At 58.6% G+C, this 19,206-nt stretch carries 19 protein-coding genes and 2 pseudogenes; 10 read left to right on the top strand and 11 right to left on the bottom strand.

Going from position 1 to position 19,206, the window contains the following annotated elements; all coding sequences use genetic code 11:
* Positions 1-531 precede the first annotated feature (531 nt).
* Positions 532-1,299: an SDR family NAD(P)-dependent oxidoreductase gene (locus AC3WLT_RS10530; RefSeq protein WP_492591819.1), complete on the top strand. Its 768-nt coding sequence runs from the start codon at positions 532-534 to the stop codon at positions 1,297-1,299.
* Positions 1,300-1,363: 64 nt separating this feature from the next.
* Complete coding sequence (locus tag AC3WLT_RS10525) at positions 1,364-1,678, top strand: NIPSNAP family protein (RefSeq protein ID WP_492591818.1); 315 nt, start codon at positions 1,364-1,366, stop codon at positions 1,676-1,678.
* 121 nt (positions 1,679-1,799) lie between these two features.
* On the opposite strand, the gene AC3WLT_RS10520 is transcribed toward AC3WLT_RS10525, so the two are convergent.
* From AC3WLT_RS10520 to AC3WLT_RS10505, 4 genes are all read right to left on the bottom strand, one after another.
* Positions 1,800-2,780, bottom strand: coding sequence for a LysR family transcriptional regulator (locus AC3WLT_RS10520; protein ID WP_492591817.1), 981 nt, complete (start codon positions 2,778-2,780; stop codon positions 1,800-1,802).
* Positions 2,781-3,271: 491 nt separating this feature from the next.
* The gene (locus AC3WLT_RS10515) at positions 3,272-4,039 is read right to left on the bottom strand and encodes an SDR family NAD(P)-dependent oxidoreductase (protein WP_492591816.1); all 768 of its coding nucleotides are present in this window, start codon (positions 4,037-4,039) and stop codon (positions 3,272-3,274) included.
* Positions 4,040-4,055: 16 nt separating this feature from the next.
* Positions 4,056-4,442, bottom strand: a complete 387-nt coding sequence (locus AC3WLT_RS10510; protein WP_492591815.1) for a nuclear transport factor 2 family protein — start codon at positions 4,440-4,442, stop codon at positions 4,056-4,058.
* A 37-nt stretch (positions 4,443-4,479) separates the two neighbouring features.
* Positions 4,480-4,719, bottom strand: coding sequence for a hypothetical protein (locus AC3WLT_RS10505; protein ID WP_492591814.1), 240 nt, complete (start codon positions 4,717-4,719; stop codon positions 4,480-4,482).
* Positions 4,720-5,322: 603 nt separating this feature from the next.
* Here AC3WLT_RS10505 and AC3WLT_RS10500 point away from each other — a divergent pair.
* Positions 5,323-5,793, top strand: a complete 471-nt coding sequence (locus AC3WLT_RS10500; RefSeq protein ID WP_492591813.1) for an SRPBCC family protein — start codon at positions 5,323-5,325, stop codon at positions 5,791-5,793.
* 174 nt (positions 5,794-5,967) lie between these two features.
* Here AC3WLT_RS10500 and AC3WLT_RS10495 read toward each other — a convergent pair whose 3' ends face one another.
* Positions 5,968-6,684 carry an SDR family NAD(P)-dependent oxidoreductase gene (locus AC3WLT_RS10495; RefSeq protein ID WP_492591812.1) on the bottom strand — a complete coding sequence of 239 codons (717 nt, stop codon included), beginning with the start codon at positions 6,682-6,684 and terminating at the stop codon, positions 5,968-5,970.
* A gap of 306 nt (positions 6,685-6,990) precedes the next feature.
* On the opposite strand from AC3WLT_RS10495, the gene AC3WLT_RS10490 reads away from it, so the two are divergent.
* Positions 6,991-7,242 (top strand): hypothetical protein, encoded by a 252-nt coding sequence (locus AC3WLT_RS10490; RefSeq protein ID WP_492591811.1) that lies wholly within the window; start codon positions 6,991-6,993, stop codon positions 7,240-7,242.
* Positions 7,243-7,382: 140 nt separating this feature from the next.
* The gene (locus AC3WLT_RS10485; RefSeq protein WP_492591810.1) at positions 7,383-8,309 is read left to right on the top strand and encodes a sugar phosphate isomerase/epimerase family protein; all 927 of its coding nucleotides are present in this window, start codon (positions 7,383-7,385) and stop codon (positions 8,307-8,309) included.
* On the opposite strand, the gene AC3WLT_RS10480 is transcribed toward AC3WLT_RS10485, so the two are convergent.
* The gene (locus AC3WLT_RS10480; RefSeq protein ID WP_492591809.1) at positions 8,275-9,153 is read right to left on the bottom strand and encodes a LysR family transcriptional regulator; all 879 of its coding nucleotides are present in this window, start codon (positions 9,151-9,153) and stop codon (positions 8,275-8,277) included. The two genes, AC3WLT_RS10485 and AC3WLT_RS10480, sit on opposite strands and share 35 nt — an antisense overlap.
* A gap of 112 nt (positions 9,154-9,265) precedes the next feature.
* On the opposite strand from AC3WLT_RS10480, the gene AC3WLT_RS10475 reads away from it, so the two are divergent.
* The 4 genes from AC3WLT_RS10475 to AC3WLT_RS10460 all read left to right on the top strand — a co-directional run bounded on the left by AC3WLT_RS10475 (position 9,266) and on the right by AC3WLT_RS10460 (position 13,149).
* The gene (locus AC3WLT_RS10475) at positions 9,266-10,336 is read left to right on the top strand and encodes an alkene reductase (RefSeq protein ID WP_492591826.1); all 1,071 of its coding nucleotides are present in this window, start codon (positions 9,266-9,268) and stop codon (positions 10,334-10,336) included.
* Positions 10,337-10,346: 10 nt separating this feature from the next.
* Entirely contained in the window at positions 10,347-11,174 is an 828-nt protein-coding gene (locus tag AC3WLT_RS10470) for a pirin family protein (protein ID WP_492591808.1), read from the top strand.
* 54 nt (positions 11,175-11,228) lie between these two features.
* A complete protein-coding gene (locus AC3WLT_RS10465) occupies positions 11,229-11,834 on the top strand; it encodes an isochorismatase family protein (RefSeq protein ID WP_492591807.1) in 606 nt (201 codons plus the stop codon).
* A 196-nt stretch (positions 11,835-12,030) separates the two neighbouring features.
* Positions 12,031-13,149, top strand: coding sequence for an FAD-dependent monooxygenase (locus tag AC3WLT_RS10460; RefSeq protein ID WP_492591806.1), 1,119 nt, complete (start codon positions 12,031-12,033; stop codon positions 13,147-13,149).
* 66 nt (positions 13,150-13,215) lie between these two features.
* Here the strand turns inward: AC3WLT_RS10460 and AC3WLT_RS10455 are convergent.
* The 3 genes and pseudogenes from AC3WLT_RS10455 to AC3WLT_RS10445 all read right to left on the bottom strand — a co-directional run.
* Positions 13,216-13,521 (bottom strand): annotated as a pseudogene (locus tag AC3WLT_RS10455) (glutathione S-transferase N-terminal domain-containing protein); the annotation flags it as partial.
* A 26-nt stretch (positions 13,522-13,547) separates the two neighbouring features.
* Positions 13,548-13,907: pseudogene (locus AC3WLT_RS10450) on the bottom strand (fumarylacetoacetate hydrolase family protein); the annotation flags it as partial.
* A gap of 179 nt (positions 13,908-14,086) precedes the next feature.
* Positions 14,087-15,598, bottom strand: a complete 1,512-nt coding sequence (locus AC3WLT_RS10445) for a CoA-acylating methylmalonate-semialdehyde dehydrogenase (protein WP_492591805.1) — start codon at positions 15,596-15,598, stop codon at positions 14,087-14,089.
* 112 nt (positions 15,599-15,710) lie between these two features.
* Here AC3WLT_RS10445 and AC3WLT_RS10440 point away from each other — a divergent pair, with 112 nt between their 5' ends.
* On the top strand, positions 15,711-16,646 hold the full coding sequence (locus tag AC3WLT_RS10440; RefSeq protein ID WP_492591804.1) for a LysR family transcriptional regulator: 936 nt from the start codon (positions 15,711-15,713) through the stop codon (positions 16,644-16,646).
* A 127-nt stretch (positions 16,647-16,773) separates the two neighbouring features.
* Here the strand turns inward: AC3WLT_RS10440 and AC3WLT_RS10435 are convergent, their stop codons facing one another.
* Entirely contained in the window at positions 16,774-17,958 is a 1,185-nt protein-coding gene (locus AC3WLT_RS10435; RefSeq protein ID WP_492591803.1) for a porin, read from the bottom strand.
* Positions 17,959-18,200: 242 nt separating this feature from the next.
* Positions 18,201-19,127, bottom strand: coding sequence for a sugar ABC transporter substrate-binding protein (locus AC3WLT_RS10430; protein WP_492591802.1), 927 nt, complete (start codon positions 19,125-19,127; stop codon positions 18,201-18,203).
* Positions 19,128-19,206 lie beyond the last annotated feature (79 nt).

Raw genomic sequence — 19,206 nt, 5'->3', positions numbered from 1 at the left:
CTGGAAAACTCGACTTCTCACGCTTTAATGAGCATGCCCGATGAGCCCCGTTACCCACTCCGTTTTCAAAAGAGCCTCTATTTTGTTTGTCTCTCGATCGAGTTGATGATCGATCGCCGGTTTTTATTGTTCGACGTACCACCTCGGTTTCGCACTTACCGCACGTAATTCCGCGAAGTCGAAACCCGTATGTCGCCCCTAATTTCTTTCGGTTTCCGTACCGAATTTGTGGATCAGGTATGCATCCGATTCTATGGCGTGGTTGCAGTCCCAATCTATCTCTCAGCTTTATTGAGTGCGTTAAATATCGTTGATGCAACGAGGTGGTGACAGCGCTGGGTCACGTCAGGCCGCGCGCGCAGGGGTGCGCGACGCGCATATAAATGTCAGGAATACCTGTGTATCAACCCACACGCATGGAGTCTTTCTCTCCTTCGTCAAACAATTGGTCCGAACTAGTGCGCTTGCGGCTCGGCATCGACACAGATTGATTCCGACGCTTCCGCAAAACGAAAACAATGGAGGATTGACATGAGTCGTGGTGGCCGTCTCGATGGAAAGGTTTGCATCATCACCGGAACGGGTGGAAGCATGGGGCGTGCTTCGGCGCTGGCATTTGCGCGTGAAGGCGCAAAGATTGTGGGCTGCGACACGGTTGCCGAGGCCGCTCGGCAAACCGTGAGCGCTGTTCACGACGTTGGGGGGGAGATGGTATCGATGCACCCCTGCAACCTCACGCGCAAGGAACATTGTCACGATCTGGTCCAACTCGCGATTGAAACGTTCGGAAGAGTCGACGTCCTATTCAACAACGCGGCGATGGCCTATTTCGGTTGGGTTGACGAGATCAGTGACGATGACTGGTACAGGACCATCGACAACGAACTGCATCTCGTCTTTCAGATGACCAGAGCAGCATGGCCGGAGCTAATCAGGCAGGCTGGCTCAATCATCAACACGGCATCGGTTTCTGCCTGGTCGACATACCGGGTCCTGCCGGGTATTGCGCATTCGGCGGCCAAAGGTGCGATCGTATCGATGACGCGCCAACTTGCGCTTGAGGGACGTAGTCACGGACTCAGGGCAAACACTATTTCGCCCGGACTGATCGAGACAAATCAAACACGCCCTTTGCTTGCTGATCCTGCATGGTCCGAAGCGATGCTCGGAAAAATCATGCTCGGACGAATGGGTCAACCCGAAGAAGTAGCGGCGACCGCCGTATTCCTCGCGTCTGACGAAAGCTCTTTTATTACAGGGACCGATATCAAGATCGATGGCGGTACAACCGCGTGGTAAGACCGGCGCGCAGCCTCTGCCAACACGGTGCCTGACGTTCAACAATTCTTAAGCAAACTTCACGATGATCATCGAACAACGAACTTATCAACTCAAACCCGGCTCTTTGCACGAATTCCTCAAGACCTACGAGGCAGAAGGCCTGGAAATTCAAACTGCAGCATTCGGCGAACTTGTCGGGTATTTTATTTCGGAGGTAGGCGAGCTCAATCGGATCATTCAGCTCTGGAAATTTGAATCCTTCGAGGATCGCCAGCAGAGGCGTGCTCGCCTCGCCTCCATGCCAGAATGGAGAGCATTGCTGGCGAAAATCGGGCCACTACTTGTTAGTCAGCGCAACGAGATTTTGACACCCGCAGCCTTCTCGCCGATCAAGTAAAGCATGATGTTTCTTTCGAAACAGCGTGAGCAGGCGCCGCCCCGCGCAGGGGCGGCTATCTCTCACCGAGGGGATTCCTCATAGTGCTCGCTAGTGCTTATGTAGTAGCCCAATGCGTGCACTACACAGGTAATGAACAGGCGGAATGCTCCCCTTCCAATTTCGCCCCTTCATGGTGGACTAACAGTCCGTCGAGGATCGCTTCGCTCGTTGCGTTTAAAAAGAGTTCATTGATGAGGCAGCGGAACCACATGTTGCTGGGCTCTTTGTGATATCGATCATGCCAATATAGAGCGATTTCGAACGGTTCAATGTGCAGCGGCTCAGGCTTGAACGTTAGCGGGTAGTATCGACTGAGTGTCATCGCCAGCATTTCCGGTACCGTCCAGATCAGGTCTGAGCCCAGCAGACAGTGCGGAGCGGCAAGATATTGCGGCACCCTGATTTTGATCTTCTCGCGCGCGCCGGCGTCAATCAGCGCACGCTCGAGTATCCGATGGCCGCTTCCACTATTTTCGACCAGCAGGTGGTCGTGTTCGAGGAAGGTCTTTTTGTCGATGCTTCGACCGTCCAGCGGGTGGCCCTTTCGCATCACGCATACGTAGCGTTGGGTGAACAGTACTTTGCGATGAATATCCTGCTCAAGTGCAGGAAGGTACCCAAGAGCGACATCGATCCGGCCGCTGGAAAGCCCCGCCACCGTTTCTTCAATAGGCTCGAATACAGTATGCAAAGAGGTATGCGGCGCCAATCTCTGCAATTCGCGATGAAGCGTCGGCAAGAAAGCAACCTCGCCGATATCACGCGTGCGGATCGTAAAGGTCCGTCGTGCTAGCGCGGGAGAAAACGGCGGCGGCGTGCCGGTCGTGCCTCGTACAAGATGCAACGACTCAATGAGTGCCGTCGCAATGCTGGCGGCGAGTGGAGTCGGCTCCATTCGTCGCCCGACCAGCATGAATAACTTGTCGCCATATGCGTTGCGCAACCTCTTCAACGCACTGCTCACCGCGGCTTGAGTCAGACCCAAATTCTCGGCGGCCACGGTAACTGATCTATCCCGCCACAGTGCTTCGAAAACATAGAGCAGGTTCAAGTCTTTCATGCTGTCTCCTCGACCGGCTTCGCAGCTTCCTGGAGTGCGCGCCGTGGCCCTCGAACGAGGAAACGACAACGCGCACAGCCAATTCCTGCATAACCAGTATTTATACTTGTAATGATGCCGGCTGGCACTTGGAGTTAACGCTATCGAATATTCGATAATCGGCGTGCACGCCGATTTTTCATGGAGGCAGGCTGAGCCCGGTCCTGCACGCCACGGTCAGCCACGTCGATTAAGCGCGTAGAACCGAGCGCTGCTCACGGTTCAAGCGACCGACTCATTCCGTTTCAATAGGTGCGCCGTGACGCATCACCGCGTCTCGAGCGGAGCAGAGGGGATTCGACGGTCTCCCGCTCGCTTGTTCGCCTGGGCGTTGTGGGTTTTATATTTCTACTTACACCCTGGCCCCAGGGAAGCCAGGCGCTGGCGAAGCTTGACGCAAAGCATCGTTCGATGCATTGCATCAAGCCGGCATGCGACACGACGACACTTTTCTAGATGGCCAGATAACCGCCATCTACTGCGATTTCCGCACCGTGAACAAACGAGGAGCTGTCGGAGAGCAGCCAGACCACCGCATCTGCCACTTCAGATGGCATGCCGAGCCGCCCAATTGGATGCCTTGCTTCCAATGCCGGCAGCAATGCTGAGAACTGCGGCTGTGCGATAAGTGACTCAATCATTGGCGTTCGAATCACGCCGGGCAGGACTGCGTTCACCCTGATATTGTTGACGCCGTAATCGAGCGCGGCGCCTTTGGTCAGACCGAGCACGCCCCCCTTTGAAGCGCAATACTCGGATGCGTTGGGAATACCGACACGCCCCAAAGACGACGAAGCGTTAACGATCGATCCGCCCCCACTCTGCAACATGGCTGCGATCTGGTGTTTCATGCAGAAAAACACGCCCTTCAGGTTGATATTGATTACGAAATCCCACTGTTCTTCCGAAAGCTCATGCAATGGCGTATTGCGTTGCTCTACACCCGCATTGTTAAACGCGCCGTCAAGGCGTCCATACCGCTCGACGGTGGTTCCTACGACTCGTGCAACGTCCTCCTCGCGCGCCACATCGCCCGGGATGCCGATCGCTCGCCCCCCAAAATTCACGACTTCGGCCGCAACTTCGAGCACCGCACCTTCATCTCGATCGGTCAGCGCCACCGATGCTCCCGCCTTCGCGACTGCCAAGGCCGCCGCTCGTCCAATTCCTCGCGCGGCGCCCGTCACGATAACAACCTTTCCGTCCAGCAAATGATCCATGGTCAGCTCCTCGCCGTTATGCCGCAGCCGTGGCGGGAGCCGCTACCGCGTTAGCAAAAACGGGCGCCAGATCAATGTAAATACGGTAATCGTCGACCAGGTCAGTCGTATCGTGGTGTAAGACCACTGCACAGGGGACGGATACTTCGATTCCATCGAGTCGTAGGTAATAGGTCATGAAGCGCCGAATAGAAAAGTCGCCGACGTCCCAACCACCTGTCGGGACGTGCCGCAGCCCCGCTATAACGTTAAAGAAGTCCGTCACGCCACCAGCGACCGCCTTGCGACCGCTCAATTCAGGGGCATTGCCGAACTGAAAGATTACGTTTTCAGAAAGGTGGGCGACGAATCCCTCAACGTCCTTCTTGTCGACCGCCGTAAACATCTGTTCAAGATTACGCATCTTTGTCTCCGTGTTATTAAGAATTGGGTGAACTCGGTTAATCTGAAACAGCAAACCTGGAGCACGTCGACGGCTCGCTGGAACTGAGCGGGGCCGGCCCGAAGGTGGCAAGATAAAGAAGGCCGCCGAGAATCGCCAGATTCTTGAGGAAGTGATTTAGGTGATTCTGGAAATCGTGGGGCGGAGACGCCCCTAATGGATAGGACAGAAACACGCCACCGATCATCAGCCATTCTGCAAGGGTGGAATGTTCTCCTGTTCTCGGTGACTTCTTCATTTCCTGCCTCCATCGCCTCTGCGCCCGCGGACGTTGCTTGCGCAAGTGACCCGAATCGGGGGCTCACCCCCCCTCTCGTCAGCGCTCGTCCGCTGGCATTGGCATCGACCATCTCGAAGTTCATTGTGTGTCGACCACCTTCGCCTGTCGATGCAGCCAGCGTTATGCCTTTCTATAAATGAAATTTATTCACAGGATTTATATTTCTGATTTATTACATAATTCATACAGAATTATCTGGATAAATGGGCTCGCTTCGTCTCCTCGTATATGGATCGCCCGGATCCGTGACATTGTTGCCGTAGCCGGAAACAGATCCGGCTGCGCTGCGCAGCTTCCAGCCGCGGCGATTGTTCCGACGTCTACATCAGCGGCGCCATACATCCACTGACATAGAGCATTCGGCCAGCTTCGGGCGAAGCCTGGCACAACGCACTACGAACGCTGACAGGCTTTCGTGTAGGCCGGATCCACCTATTCAGAAAAGTGATGCGCAGGAACAAACACGACTAATGGCGAACGCGCGCGGCAACTCCTAGAATTCAGATCCGCACCATATCGGGCACGCGGACCGCCAAACAAACTATCCAATAGGAGACAAACGTGATTAGTGTCAGCCGTAAACTTGAAGTCAATCCCAACGATGGCTCGGGACCCGTAAATCTCAACCGTCAGCAGGTATGGGAAGGACTGGTTCGCAAGGCGGAAAATGCCGTCCCTTTTGTCGCAGCGATCACTCGTTGTTCAATCGTTGAACAGCATCCGGATCGCTTGATCCGCGAGATCGTGCTGCATGGAGAGACGATGCGTGAAATGATTCTGTTCTTCCCTGAAGAGCGCGTCGAATTCATCCGTCTCTCTGGGAAAGCGAAAGGACAAATCAAGAACATCCTTGAAGAGGATGCGACCGGAAAGCTGTACCTGCGTTTTACGTTCGATCTGGTGCTTGATGGCGTGAAAGGCGGCAGCGCAGAAGAAGTCGAGTTTGCCGAAGGTATGGAAGTGGCTTATCTGGATGCCGTGAATACGACGTTACGCAGGATTCGCGAAGAAGCGGTAGCAAAGGCCTCGTGAGTTTGCGGAGGCGGCGGGCAAGGCGGAACTCATGTTCTCGCATGTGTCGCGATGGAGGCAAGAGCTACAGGTACTGCCCTCTTTGAACCGCTGGGCCGTTGAAAATGGCAGTTGGCAAAGCTGCCATTCGCGCAACGGCGGCGGACCTTGGAGGGACGGGAAGCAGCTTCCGGACTACCACGGCTCCAAAAAGGGGCGCACCTCAATCTCGAAGCTCCAACCGCGACGATCCTGAGTGGTGAGGCCATGCACCGCCTCAGCCAGCGCTGCGGGTGAAACGAAAGCATCTACGGGTCTGTCGGGCATCTGCTTGCGCGAATTCGGAAGGTCAACGACACCATCAACGATGACGAGAGCGACATGGATACCCTTTGGCCAGAGCTTCCGTGCCATCGATTCGGCCAGGCTGCGCTGCGCGGCTTTGGCTGGGGCGAATGCCGCTGTCTGGATGCCGCCTCGTCGCGACGCCGTCGCACCGATGAAAACGATACTGCCCCGTCCGCGCTGGACCATCGAAGGAATGACCTCTTTCGAACAGAGGAATGCGCCCAAAGCGTTCACCCGCCAGGCAGCTTCGAACTGCTCTGCCGTAATAGCCTCGATATCGGCAAACACGCCTGAACCCGCGTTAAACAGAAGCGCGTCAACCTCTCCGAGATCGGAGCGAATGCTCGAAAACGCGGCTGCCACTGATGCCGCATCGCCTACATCGCAAGCGTACGCACGAGAAGATGGAACCTGCGTCGCGAGCGCTTCGACCTTGCCAGCGTCGCGGCCCAAGAGAGCCACGGCGTAGCCAGCGGCAGCGAAGCGTTGTGCGAGCGCCAGACCATTACCGGGTCCGGCGCCCGCTACCACCGCGACAGGACGCGTGTTCAGAATCTCAGTCATTTGCCTGTTTTCCTAACAATGTTTTCGTATGCGAAGTTGACGCCGCACCCCAGCGACGCGGTCCACTGCGAGCACTGGATGGCGTATGCCGCCCCCCTCGACGCTGTGTTATCTCGTCGGCAAGCCGTGGCTGCGCCCACTCCAAAGTCTACCCCTCAGCTCCCCGGTAGACCCCGTCTCATTGCGCCATCAATGGAACATTGTTTTCCAAAATTGCGGGTATAACTCGCCAGGAAATTAATCGAAGATATCTTCAGCGCACTCGCTGAGTTCTTTTGCCCGTCTGCGTTTTGGTCGCCAGAATTGATGTGCGCTCTAGTCACAGCGGTCGAGCCGACGATTCTGTTCACTATCACCGCAACAGAGATTGCCAGCGGCGAAGCCGGTGACCAAGACGGAAGAATTCAAGTTGTTGCGTTTGCAGATGCCACCAACCGTCCGTTTCACAGTGCAGAGCTCGCCTTCTATCATTTGGCTGCTCGGTGGCTGGTCAACAAAGAGGTCGTCAATCAGTTGGCTCCTGTCGTTGGAGAAAGCACACAGGCGCTTCGCCTGTGAGAACTATTTTCGGATACTTCGGAGTGAATTCGCTCGAAGGTTCTGGCTATGAGCTCAACGAATCCACGGTTCGGCTCGTATAACCCGAAACAAGCCGTTCATAGACTCTTAAGCCCCGGCACAACTAACCAGGAGACAGTATGAACCCCTATCCGGAAACGACCATGTGGACCGCCAACGTGCGGCGACTCTCATTTGCCCAGCAAATAGAAGCGACCGTTGAAGCCGGGTTTGACACGCTCACGGTGACTCCTCTCCAATACACCCAGGCGTTGGCAGCAGGCATGTCAAGTGCCGACCTACTAGCTATGGCGTCCGATTCTGGAATTAGACTGACTCAGTTGGACCCGCTGGCTCGATGGTCGGAAAGATGGCGCCCACAAAACATTGACCCCGCTGTCTTTTCTATCGGGTACTTTGCATTCGCAGTCGAGGATTTTCTCAGCATAGCGCGCGCTTTGCGGCTCGAGTCGATTACTGCCATATCGATAGCTCCTCCCGAAGTAACCTCGGTTGAGCAGCTCACCGAAGACTTCGCAAAGCTATGCGATCGGGCAGCCGACGATGGTATTCGCTGCGACCTCGAGTTCATTCCCCTCGATTGGAGTATCCCAGACCTCGACGTCGCCTGGAGAATCGTGCGGGACGCAGATAAGCCTAATAGCGGGATTGCATTCGATGTGTGGCACTTCTGCAGAAGCGGGTCGTCGCTCGAGACCCTTCGAACGATTCCTGGAGACAAAATCTCCTACGTGCAATTGTGCGATGGTGTCGAGCGCGTACCTGCGCACCGTTCACTCTTCCAGGATTGTCTCGAGGATAGAAGGCTTCCTGGGGATGGCGATCTGCCAGTCCGCGACATCCTCGGCGTGTTAAAAGATATCAATGGTCTGACCCGAGTCGGGCCCGAGATTTTTTCGCGCACCTTCGACTCAATGTCTGCGAAAAATATTGGCCGCGCGTGCGGTCAGTCTTTGGCGACGACACTCGAGCAGTTGGGGATTGCTCGAGGCGCGCCCAGCCAGATGGGTACTACTCCCCGAGATGCTCTCGCAAAAATTCAATGAAGCGCTGTGTCTTCGCTGGCAACAACCGCGTCTCGGTGATGGCGTAGACAGGAACGGGCGGGGCCTGCCAGTCTGGCAACACCCGACGCAACAGCCCCGCGGCAACGTCATCGGCCACGATTTCTTCCGCCAGCACAGCGATGCCGAGATCGAGCGTCGCCAGTCGCCGGATCATGCCGACGCTGTTCAGCAGGAACCGGCCGCCTACATCGATCTCAACCGTTTCCTTTTCCTTGTGAAGGGTCCATCCATTGACTTCCGCCGGGCTGAGACGCATGCACTCGTGTCGCAAGAGGTCAGCCGGCTCGCCGGGCTCGCCATAGAGTTCGATATAACGCGGCGATGCATAGAGATACCGCGGCAAACGGGCAAGTTGTCGTGCGATCAGACTCGAGTCCGGCGGCTCGCCCATGCGGATCGCGACATCGACGTGCTCGGTGACCAGATCGACGCGGCGCGGTGTCAGGTCAAACTCGAAGCTGATGCCGGGATAGCGTCGAGCGAATTCCGCAAGCAAAGGTGCGAGAAAGATATTCGCAAAGTCCACCGGCAACGACGCATGTAAAACGCCAACCGGCTGGGCCAGCATCTCGCCGAGTTGCTCGTGCGCAAGGCGCGCCTCTTCCACGATGCGCCTCGATCGCTCGAAATAGAGCTGACCGGCTTCGGTCAGCTCGATCTTGCGCGTAGTGCGATGAAGGAGGCGCAATCCGATTGCCTTTTCCAGCGCACTGATCCGGCGCGACAGCGTCGAGTTCGGCACCCCAATCGCCTCGGCCGCGCGGCGGAAGCTTTTCGCCTTGACCACCTCGACGAACAACGCCATGTCGTTCAGAAACTCCATCTCACTGCTCCATAAATGGCCCAATGATTTCCATTTTGCCATCTTTATCCCGAATACGGTTTACCGGATGATGACCCCATCTGATAAGCACATCACCGCCGAGGAGCACAACATGAGTCAGCTTTTCACCCCTGTCCGCATTGGCAGCCTGTCCCTTCCAAACCGTATGGTCATGGCTCCGATGACCCGCTCGCGCGCTGACGACGCAGGCGTTCCCGACGATGTCGTCGTCACCTACTACGCCCAGCGCAGCAGCGCCGGTCTGATCATTACCGAGGGCGTGTTTCCGTCTGCGGCCGGTAAGGGCTACGTGCGTACGCCCGGCATCCACAGCGATGCCCAGGTGGCAGCATGGAAGCAGATCACCGAAGCCGTGCATGCCCGCGGCGGACGTATCTTCATGCAGCTGATGCACAGCGGGCGCATCTCGCACCCGTCGCTGCAGCCGGATGGCGCGCTGCCGGTGGCACCGTCGGCCATCAAGCCGGCGGGACAGACCTGGACCGGCAACGGCATGGAAGAATTCGTGACGCCGCGAGCGCTGCGTCTGGATGAGATCGCCGGTGTCGTCGACGAGTACCGTATGGCGACGCGTCGCGCTCTCGAAGCAGGCTTCGATGGCGTCGAGTTGCATGCTGCTTCGGGCTATCTGCCTGAACAGTTCCTCTCGTCCGGCAGCAACCAGCGTGAGGATGAATACGGCGGTTCCGTTGCGAACCGTGCCCGCTTCGTTCTCGAAGTGCTGGAGGCGATGGTGGCAGAGGCCGGTGGTGAGCGCGTCGGCATCAAGATCTCGCCGGAAATGAACTTCAACGACATTTCCGACGCTGCACCGCAGGAAACCTACACCTATCTCGTCGAGCACCTGCGCGGCCTCAATCTCGCGTACCTGCACGTCGCCCTGTTCGGTACGAGCGTCGATTACCACGCCATGTTGCGCCCGCGTTTCGATGGTGCCTATCTGGTCGGAGGAGGACTCGACCAGGCCGCTGCTGAAAACGTGCTGGCCGAGGGTCGCGCCGACGCCACGGTGTTCGGCGGCGCATTCCTCGCCAATCCGGACCTGCCTGAGCGGTTTCGCGTGGGTGCGCCGCTCAACGCCCCCGACAAGAACACGTTCTACTCGCCCGGCGCACAGGGCTATATCGATTACCCCGCGCTCAGTGCGTCCGGTAACGTTTAAGGAGTAAGCCATGTCAACAACCACCGTCCGCATGCAGCGCGCCAACCGCGGAAGCCAATTCCGCGCATACAGCCTGCATGGTTCCGATCCCTCGCAGCTCGATCCTTTTATGGGAGTCGACCATGCCTGGATGAGCGCGCCCACGTTCCCGCCGCATCCGCACGCCGGCTTCTCCGCGGTGACCTACCTGTTCCTCGACTCGGAGACGGGCATTGCCAACCGCGATTCGCAGGGCAACAGCACGCTGATCGAGCCGGGCGGCCTGCATTGGACCGCTGGAGGAAGGGGTGTGGTCCATGAAGAGAATCCCGCGGTGCCGGGAAGTACCACCCACCTGCTGCAAATCTTCGTCAATCTCCCCCGGGAAAAGCAGAATGCGGCGCCGTTCGCGCTGAGCCTGGCCCCGCAGGACGTGCCGGTGGTGCAGCGCCCCGGTGTCCGGGTCCGCGTCCCCCTGGGCAGCTTTGACGGCGTGCGCTCCCCGCTGACACCGCCGACCGAGGTCACCTTGCTGGACATCACACTGGAAGCCGGCGCTGAGCTGGTGCTGTCGGTGGCCGCAGGCAAGCGCGCCTTCTTCATGCCGATCTTCGGCAGCGCTGAGCTCGATGGCGAAGGCTTTGGTCTCGACGACCTGCGTGTCCCGATCCTGCCGACCGCGACCGATGCGGTGATGCACAAGCTCGCTGCCAAAGCCGGCGGTGCCAAGGTCGCCGTGTTCATCGGCGAACCGTTGCGCCAACCCGTGTTTTCAAACGGACCGATGACTTTTGCGAGCCAGGAAAGCCTGATCGCGGCAACCGCCGCTTACCACCGTGGCGAAATGGGAACGCTGTAACAGGCCGCCACACACCCCGGGGCGTGCGCCCCATCACTACTTAGGAGCCGCATCATGAAGGTTGAACGATTCACTGCCGACAACACCGCCTTGCTGCTGATTGACCATCAGGTTGGCACGATGCAGCTGATCAAGAATATTGACCAGAAACTTGCCGCAAGTCAGTCGATTGCGCTGGCCAAGATGGCGAAGATCCTGAATCTGCCGGTCGTGATCACGTCCAGTCAGGAAGATCGCGCCCAAGGCCCGATTCTTCCGGAAATTGCCGAGATCCTGCCCGAAGCGCACGCGGCGCGAATCAAGCGCCCCGGCGTCGTCAACGCCTGGGCCTATCCCGACTTCCGCAATGCGGTGCTCGCCACGGGGCGCAAGAACCTGATCATGGCGGGCGTGACCACCGACGTTTGCCTCATCTTCCCGGCCATTGACGCTGCCCTCGAAGGCTTTGCCGTCCAGGCAGTGATGGATGCGTCGGGATCGCCCAGCGATCTTTCCGAAGAGTTTTCGCGTCAACGGATGCACGATGCGGGCGTGGTGCTCACCGCCACCAACACGCTCATGGCGGAAATCGCGCAGGACTGGTCCACCCCGGCCGGACAACAGCTGATCACCTTGCTGTTCACCGATGTCTTCCCGGCCCTCGGCGCCGGCATCGCTTAAACCCGAAACCACATCCTGTTGACTGAAGCGCATGGCGCTTCGGTCAACAGATCAATTCATGTTGGCCGACCGTGTAGGGATCGGGCGCGCGCGACTCTGAGGCTGGAAAACTCCCGCTGGCTGGTCCCCCATCCGGCTCGCGCGTTCCGGGTCATGAACTTCACGGGTAACGAAACTCCATGAACGCTCGCACTCGATGAGTACCACACACCCACAGATCGTTATCGTCGGCGGTTCTCTGGCCGGGCTCACGCTAGCGCTGGCTTGTGTAACAAGAGACGTGCCCGTTCGTGTTGTTGAGCGCTCTGCCCGGCGTGTGCAAGGTGGCGACAGCCTGAGCATCGATCTCGCGGCACTTGCAGCGACTGTCGGTCACGATCCGCGCGCGCATCCGATACTGCCCGTAGTACCCGCTTATCGTGATTTGACAACCTGGCCAGCGCTGTACGCCTGGTTGCATGAGCGGGCTGCCGGGACACCCGGCATCATCCTCGATGAAGGCAAGACCGTCACATCGGTCAAGGACCTTGGCGATCGGGCACAACTCTCCTTTTCGGACGGAACGGAGAGGTTTGCCGATGCGGTGATCGGCGCAGACGGATATCAAAGCATTGTTCGCCGGACGATTGCGCCAGACGCTCCGTTTGCCAGCTATGCGGGCTATCTCGTGTGGCGCGGGCTGATTGACGAACAAACGCTGGAGCGTCCTGTCCCCTGGCCGTCAAACGGTGGGTTATGGATAGAGTTTGTTGACGGATATCGCCTGGTCGCCGCGGTGCTTCCCGGTCGCGATGGGTCGGTGGAAATCGGACGGCGCCAGGTCACATTCGCCTGGTTCGATGTGCACCGGGAGGGGTTACTTCGTCACACTAACCGTCTGACGGCGGACGGTCACGTAGTGGGAACACTCGGACGCGGCAAGATTGGCGCAGATGTCCGTGCAGAATTGCTTGCGCTCATTCCACAGCTTTGGCCGGATACATGGGCGGAGGCGGTGGCCGTCGGGGTGCGCTCGGCAGACGCACTGAGTGGCGCCCCAATCGCAGAATACAAACCGGAGCGCTTAGCGCGTGGCGCGTTGGCGATCGTGGGTGACGCTGCCCATGTCGTTTCCCCGATGACGGGACGAGGCTTCGCGACCGGGGTGGAGGATGCGGCGGTGTTGGCGCAAATGCTGGCAGACCGGCGCGCAAATGAAACCGTTTCTGCCACTCTGGCCCGCTACGAGGCGGCGCGATTGCCCTACATCCGCGCGCTGGTCACTCACTCGAGGCGGATCAGCGCCGACTATCTTCGTTATGCACTAGCCACCTGATCAGGTTTCGTGAAATTCCGTTTCCGAGGACGCCCTTCGACCTGTTTTATCTTAAGTCAGCGTTGCGCAAGAGATCAGGCACGAAAGTTCCAGAACGCGGGCTCGCTGCACCGCGTCCAGCGGCAAAAGACGTGGCGACGGATAACGCGCATCGAGATAGTCGATGATCGCAAACGACTGGCCGAGCTGGAAGTCACCGTCAACGAGCGCCGGAACCGCGGCCGACAGGTTGACGCGATTCATGAACACGTCGGCACGATGTTCGCCGGTGCGAATATTGACCGGCACATACTCGTACGCGACTCCCTTCAGCGCAAGCGCAATCCGCACACGATATGACGTTGAGCTATTGAAGAAATTGTGAAGTTGCATGACCATTCCTCCGTGTGTCCCGTCGCTCAGACCACCCGCACGGTCAGCTCACCGCGGCGCTCAACGCCGACGGTCATCAAATCGCCCGACTTCACCGCGCCGACTCCCTCAGGGGTGCCGGTATAGATCACGTCGCCCGGCTCGAGACGGAAGAACTTCGACAGGTCCGTGACCGTTTCCGCGACCGACCGGATCAAATGCGTCAGGTCGCTCTTCTGCTTCGTCTCGCCATTTACGGTGAGCTACACGCTTCCCTGGTCGAAATGACCCACATCGCTGACGCGATGGATCGGGCCGATCGGCGCGGAGCGGTCGAAGGCCTTGCCGATCTCCCACGGCCTCCCCATCTCGCGCATCTTCATCTGCAGATCGCGGCGCGTCATGTCGTGATCTCGGACCTTCAGGAGATCCCAGGTACCTGCCCGAACAGTTCGCGTCTCCTTCAATTAAGGCACCAGGTATCGCGACTGCCGTCGCGGGCCACCGCTCCGCAACGGAACCGGTCACAAGACTTTGTTCGCTGTCTCAAACGGCCGGTTGATCCGATCGCGGGGCTAGATCAGTGTTACTTTGCGGTCGGCATCGCGAATTCAGCGCCCTTTTCGGTGCTCTCGGGCCAACGTTGCATGACCGACTTCTGGCGCGTGTAGAAGCGAACGCCTTCTTCCCCGTACGCGTGCATGTCGCCGAAAAGACTGCGCTTCCAGCCACCGAAACCATGCCACGCCATCGGCACAGGAATCGGGACATTGATGCCGACCATCCCCACTTCGATACGACGGCCGAACTCGCGCGCGGTGTTGCCGTCCCGGGTGTAACACGCGACACCGTTCCCGAATTCGTGCGCGTTGATCAAGTCCACCGCCTCGCTGAAGTCCTTGGCGCGCACGCACGCAAGCACGGGGCCGAAGATCTCTTCCTTATAGATGCGCATGTCGCGCGTCACATTGTCGAACAGGGTGCCGCCGGTGAAATAGCCGTTTTCGTGCCCTTTCACTTTCAGTCCGCGCCCGTCGACCACCAGCGTGGCACCTTCCGCGGCGCCAACGGCGATATAGCCTTCGATGCGCTCCAGCGCTTCGCGGGTAACAACCGGCCCCATTTCGGAAGCCGGCTCCATGCCGTTACCGATCTTCAGCGCACGGGCGCGTTCCGCCAGCCGGGGCATCAGCTTGTCCGCGACGTCTCCGACGAGCACCGCAACGGAGATCGCCATACAACGCTCGCCTGCGGAACCATATCCGGCGCCGATCAGGGCGTCGACGGCCTGATCGATATCCGCATCCGGCATCACGACCATGTGATTCTTGGCTCCGCCCAATGCCTGAACGCGCTTGCCGTTCTTCGCGCCGGTTGCGTAGATGTAGTTCGCGATCGGTGTCGAGCCGACAAAGCTGATTGCCTTGACGTCGCGGTGCTCCAGCAAGGCGTCGACCACTTCCTTGTCGCCCTGGACAACGCTGAACACGCCATCCGGCAGACCCGCTTCCTGCAGCAATCCGGCCATGAAAAGCGCCGCCGACGGATCACGTTCGCTCGGCTTCAGGATGAACGAGTTGCCCGCTGCAATCGCGACAGGAAACATCCAGCAGGGCACCATGCACGGGAAATTGAACGGCGTGATGCCTGCAACGACGCCCAGTGCCTGGCGCGTGGTCCAGTTGTCGATACCGGTCGACACCTGCTCCGTATAGTCGCCCTTCAGCAGTTGCGGGATACCGCACGCAAATTCGATCACGTCGATGCCGCGCGAGACCTCGCCCTGGGCATCGCTGAACACCTTGCCGTGCTCCGCCGTGATGATTGCGGCAAGCTCGTCGCGATGCCGGTTCATCAACTCCAGGAAACGCAGCATCACACGTGCGCGACGGATCGGCGGCGTATTGCTCCAGTTCACGAAAGCTTTTTTTGCGCTGGCCACGGCACCATCGACATCGCTCGCGTCGCCAAGATGAAGCGTGCGAGTAGCCTCTCCCGTCGCGGGATTGAAAACCTGTTGCGTGCGCTTGCCGTTGCCGACGACCCGCTGGCCGTTGATGAAGTGTCCGACGTCCGCGCGATCCGTATAGCTTTTCATGTCATCTCCCGAATAAGTTGTCAGTGCGTGCAGTGTAGAAGGCGGACACTTCGCTGAATATGCCTTATCATTGAAATCATTGTTTAGTAATGTGAACAATCATTGGAATTCAATGCAAAATATAGAAAATCTCTGGTCTCATCTTCACTGGCTGACCGTGCTCGCGAGTCAGGGCAATTACACGCGCGCGGCCAACCGGCTCGGTGTCAGCAAGGCAGCTGTGAGCCAGAGAATCGCGGAACTGGAGCGCGCTGCGGGTGTCTCGCTCGTTCAGCGCACCACGCGCAGCGTGCGGCTGACCGAAGCCGGTGTGCAACTGGTCGAGGAAACGAGAAGTCACTATGATCAGATCGCGCAAAGTTTCGCCGGCGTGCGCGACTCCGCCGACGTCGTGCGAGGAAGTATCAGGGTGACGGCGCCGGTCGCGTTCGCACGTCAGCAGTTGGTGCCACGGCTGTCGGAGTTTCTCCGGCGTTATCCGGAAGTGCGGGTGCAACTCGATTTGTCCGATCGATTGGCGTCGCTTGCGACCGAAGGCTTCGATCTCGCGATCCGGCATACCGCGTCCGCGCCGGAAACGCACGTAGCATGGAAGCTTTGCAAGACCACCACGGTCATCGTGGCCACGCCGGCCTATCTGCGCAAGCACGGCACGCCGGCACATCCCGATGAACTGGGCACGCACGACTGCCTCTTCTATCCACGCGCGCACGACACGGCCGGGTGGTCCTTCGAGCGTACAGGCGCACGCCGAACGGGTACCACGCGCCTGACAGTCCCCATTTCAGGCCCGTTCTGCGCAAACAATAGTGAAGCCTTGCGGGACGCCGCGCTCGACGATCTCGGCATCGCGCTCCTCCCGGACTTTAGCGCGGCGTCTTCGTTGCGCTCGGGCAAGCTGGCGCGCGTGCTATCGGAATGGCAACCCGTTGGCGTTTTTGCGGATCAGCTATTTGCGGTCCGGCCGTATGCAACCCATGTGCCGCGCGCGGTGCACGAATTCGTCGCTTATCTTCGCGAGACTTTCAAGGGCGGCTTTCTGGAGTGAAGCGCCGGCCAACACCGGGTTGCTGGCCTCACGCTGACAGCAGTCGTATGCACGCGGGCCCAAACTAGAAGCAGGACGAAAAGCGCGGTGCGCCCAAACGTGCGCGCCGCGAGGAGATCACAAACGATCAGAACTGCGTCGCGATACCTGCGAACACGCCGAACTGGCCGTGTCCGTAGTTCGGATTAGAGTTTGACGAGCTGGCATTGACCGGATCGTTGTTGACGTTTGCGCCATACAGGCCGCTATCGAGGCCCAGATTCGACGTCGAACTGTTCCGAACGTAGCCCACCTCAGAGTACAGGCGGGTGCGCTTGGACAGCAGGTAGGCGCCGGAGACCGTGTACAGCGTCGCGTTACCATTACCCTTGTTCGCGTTTGCGTGATACACGGCGCCTGTCAGCGTCACATCCGGCCTAACGGTCCAATGTGCACCGGCCCATTCCTGATCGACCGCCGTGGGCAACGAAGCGCCCGCGGGCAAGGCCGTCGGCGTACTGCTGCCGAAGTAACCCGCATTGGACGCATCCGGCGCGCTCAGATGCTGGTAACCGGCGAACAGCTTGACCGGGCCGAGTGCGTAAGCCCCACCGGTAAAGATCGAGCGCGATGCCAGATAGACGTTGCTGAACTTGCCATTCGGATCACGGATCTCGTCATAGATCGCTTGCAGTTCGAGATTGCTCGCGTTGTATTGCAATTTCACGCCGTCCGCGCGGCCCTGCGCACTGCCGAGCCCCGTCGAGGTGCCGATCTGGCTCGGCGCGCTGCCCGGCTTACCCGCATTCCATGTGGACGAGTTCGTCAGGTTATATTGGCCCTTCACCGTGAACCCGCCGATGCGTGGCGACGTGTATTCGAGTCCGTTTGCCGCCTGAGTCCAGATGCGGCCGCGCACAAGCGTGCCGATCGAATATTTCTGAGCCTGCTGCGGATCGGAATCCCCAGCATCCTGCAGCAATTCGCTCGCCCCGAAATTGCCGGCCCGGAACGCACCGAACCTATCGTTCCTCATGCCCACGGTCGCCTGGCCTTCGAAGAACGAACCGTTCGCATAAGAGCCGTTCTGCGTATTGAGTCTGGCCTCAAGGTGAAAGGTAGCCTGGGTGCCACCGCCCAGATCCTCAGCACCGAGAAAACCGAGCCGCGATTCGGCCCAGTTGCCGGTCTCAGCCGAAAACCGGTTCCCTTTGGGGATACCCGTTTCGTATTGCAGGCCGTTGTCCACGATACCGTACATCGTTACGTTGCTCTGTGCGGCCGCTGCGGCCGAACTCGCCATCAGTACTGCCCCGACTATAGACATCTTCATTGTCGTCTCCGTTATGTAATATGTACAACTTATTTAATTTAATATGGTTTGAGAAATGATTCTGCGAGACAGCCAGGCTGCATACGCCCGACTTACGAGCGATGGGTTCGCGTTCCGAAGTCAACGCACTTCATATCCGATCGCCACCCGTCCGAGGTCCCGGCAACCTGGTTCCCGCCCGCGACGTGGCGGCTTGCGCAACAGGTTTCCGGACCTGCAGACATCCATTACTCGCCTGCTAACTACTTCAGGTAATTGCTGAGGTTGTCCTTCGTGATCGATGCGAACGGCACAATCACCTCGGGCGGAGGCGCGCTGCCACCCTTGATCGACTCGACAACCTGATAGGCCGCGGCAGCCTGTCCTTGGGCGTTCTGAAAGATCGTTTGTGACATCTCGCCAGCCTTGATCGCGTTCAACGCGTCAGCAGTGCCGTCGATCCCTGAAATCATCACTCCCTTCAGCCGTCCTGCCGTTTTCAGCGCCTCGAGTGCGCCCAAGGCCATCTGGTCATTCGCTGCGATGACGGCATCGAACTTCGGGAAGCGCTCTATCCAGTCCTCGGTGATTTGCATTCCCTGGCCGCGATCATAGTTACCTGGCAAACTGGCCAGCAACTTGACATCTGGCCGCTTGTCCAGACATGCCTTGGTAAATCCTTCGAGACGTTCCTTGGAATGGTAGAGACCGGGCGTGCCCTGCAGATACAGAATCTGCGCGTTCTTCGGTAGCTTCGCGGCCATCAGTTCGCCCTGGAGTCGGCCTGCATCGAAGTTCTTCGAACCGACGAAGGTGTACTTGCCGCCTGCCGATTGAATGCCGAGTGCGATCACGGGGATGCCCGCCTTGTTCGCTCGTTCCACGCCGGGCACGATCCCCTGGTAATCGACGGGAACGACCACGATCAGGTTAACCTTCTGGGCAATGAAGTTGTCGATCTGATCGAGTTGCTTGCTGATGTCCCCGTTGGCGTCTGCGAAGCGCACGTCGAGATTGGAGTCGGCCTTGGTCGCCTGACCAAATGCCGTTTTGACTCTATTCGGGAAAATATCTGAATCCAACATATTGGTGTAGCCGACGACGAACTTCTTGTCTGCAGCTTGCGCACCACCTGGAACGACCATCACGCCAATGAGCAACGTGACTAATAGATTTACAAATATTTTCATGTACTCCTCCTGTCGAACTGCGTTGTAAAAAAACCAGGGCAAACAAATGAACCACGAAGCGCACGGTCGTGTGCGCCTC

This window comes from Paraburkholderia sp. FW306-2-2C-D06C, assembly GCF_058781505.1.
This window is presented reverse-complemented; position numbering and strand designations above follow the sequence as displayed.

Excerpts from the sequence above, each read along its gene's own strand:
- AC3WLT_RS10465 (WP_492591807.1), top strand. The coding sequence starts at position 11,229 with ATGAAGGTTGAACGATTCACTGCCGACAACACCGCCTTGCTGCTGATT.
- AC3WLT_RS10505 (WP_492591814.1), bottom strand. The coding sequence starts at position 4,719 with ATGAAGAAGTCACCGAGAACAGGAGAACATTCCACCCTTGCAGAATGG.
- AC3WLT_RS10525 (WP_492591818.1), top strand. The coding sequence starts at position 1,364 with ATGATCATCGAACAACGAACTTATCAACTCAAACCCGGCTCTTTGCAC.
- AC3WLT_RS10520 (WP_492591817.1), bottom strand. The coding sequence starts at position 2,780 with ATGAAAGACTTGAACCTGCTCTATGTTTTCGAAGCACTGTGGCGGGAT.
- AC3WLT_RS10515 (WP_492591816.1), bottom strand. The coding sequence starts at position 4,039 with ATGGATCATTTGCTGGACGGAAAGGTTGTTATCGTGACGGGCGCCGCG.
- AC3WLT_RS10480 (WP_492591809.1), bottom strand. The coding sequence starts at position 9,153 with ATGGAGTTTCTGAACGACATGGCGTTGTTCGTCGAGGTGGTCAAGGCG.
- AC3WLT_RS10470 (WP_492591808.1), top strand. The coding sequence starts at position 10,347 with ATGTCAACAACCACCGTCCGCATGCAGCGCGCCAACCGCGGAAGCCAA.
- AC3WLT_RS10430 (WP_492591802.1), bottom strand. The coding sequence starts at position 19,127 with ATGAAAATATTTGTAAATCTATTAGTCACGTTGCTCATTGGCGTGATG.
- AC3WLT_RS10530 (WP_492591819.1), top strand. The coding sequence starts at position 532 with ATGAGTCGTGGTGGCCGTCTCGATGGAAAGGTTTGCATCATCACCGGA.
- AC3WLT_RS10440 (WP_492591804.1), top strand. The coding sequence starts at position 15,711 with ATGCAAAATATAGAAAATCTCTGGTCTCATCTTCACTGGCTGACCGTG.
- AC3WLT_RS10495 (WP_492591812.1), bottom strand. The coding sequence starts at position 6,684 with ATGACTGAGATTCTGAACACGCGTCCTGTCGCGGTGGTAGCGGGCGCC.
- AC3WLT_RS10510 (WP_492591815.1), bottom strand. The coding sequence starts at position 4,442 with ATGCGTAATCTTGAACAGATGTTTACGGCGGTCGACAAGAAGGACGTT.
- AC3WLT_RS10460 (WP_492591806.1), top strand. The coding sequence starts at position 12,031 with ATGAGTACCACACACCCACAGATCGTTATCGTCGGCGGTTCTCTGGCC.
- AC3WLT_RS10435 (WP_492591803.1), bottom strand. The coding sequence starts at position 17,958 with ATGAAGATGTCTATAGTCGGGGCAGTACTGATGGCGAGTTCGGCCGCA.
- AC3WLT_RS10485 (WP_492591810.1), top strand. The coding sequence starts at position 7,383 with ATGAACCCCTATCCGGAAACGACCATGTGGACCGCCAACGTGCGGCGA.
- AC3WLT_RS10445 (WP_492591805.1), bottom strand. The coding sequence starts at position 15,598 with ATGAAAAGCTATACGGATCGCGCGGACGTCGGACACTTCATCAACGGC.
- AC3WLT_RS10475 (WP_492591826.1), top strand. The coding sequence starts at position 9,266 with ATGAGTCAGCTTTTCACCCCTGTCCGCATTGGCAGCCTGTCCCTTCCA.
- AC3WLT_RS10490 (WP_492591811.1), top strand. The coding sequence starts at position 6,991 with ATGTGCGCTCTAGTCACAGCGGTCGAGCCGACGATTCTGTTCACTATC.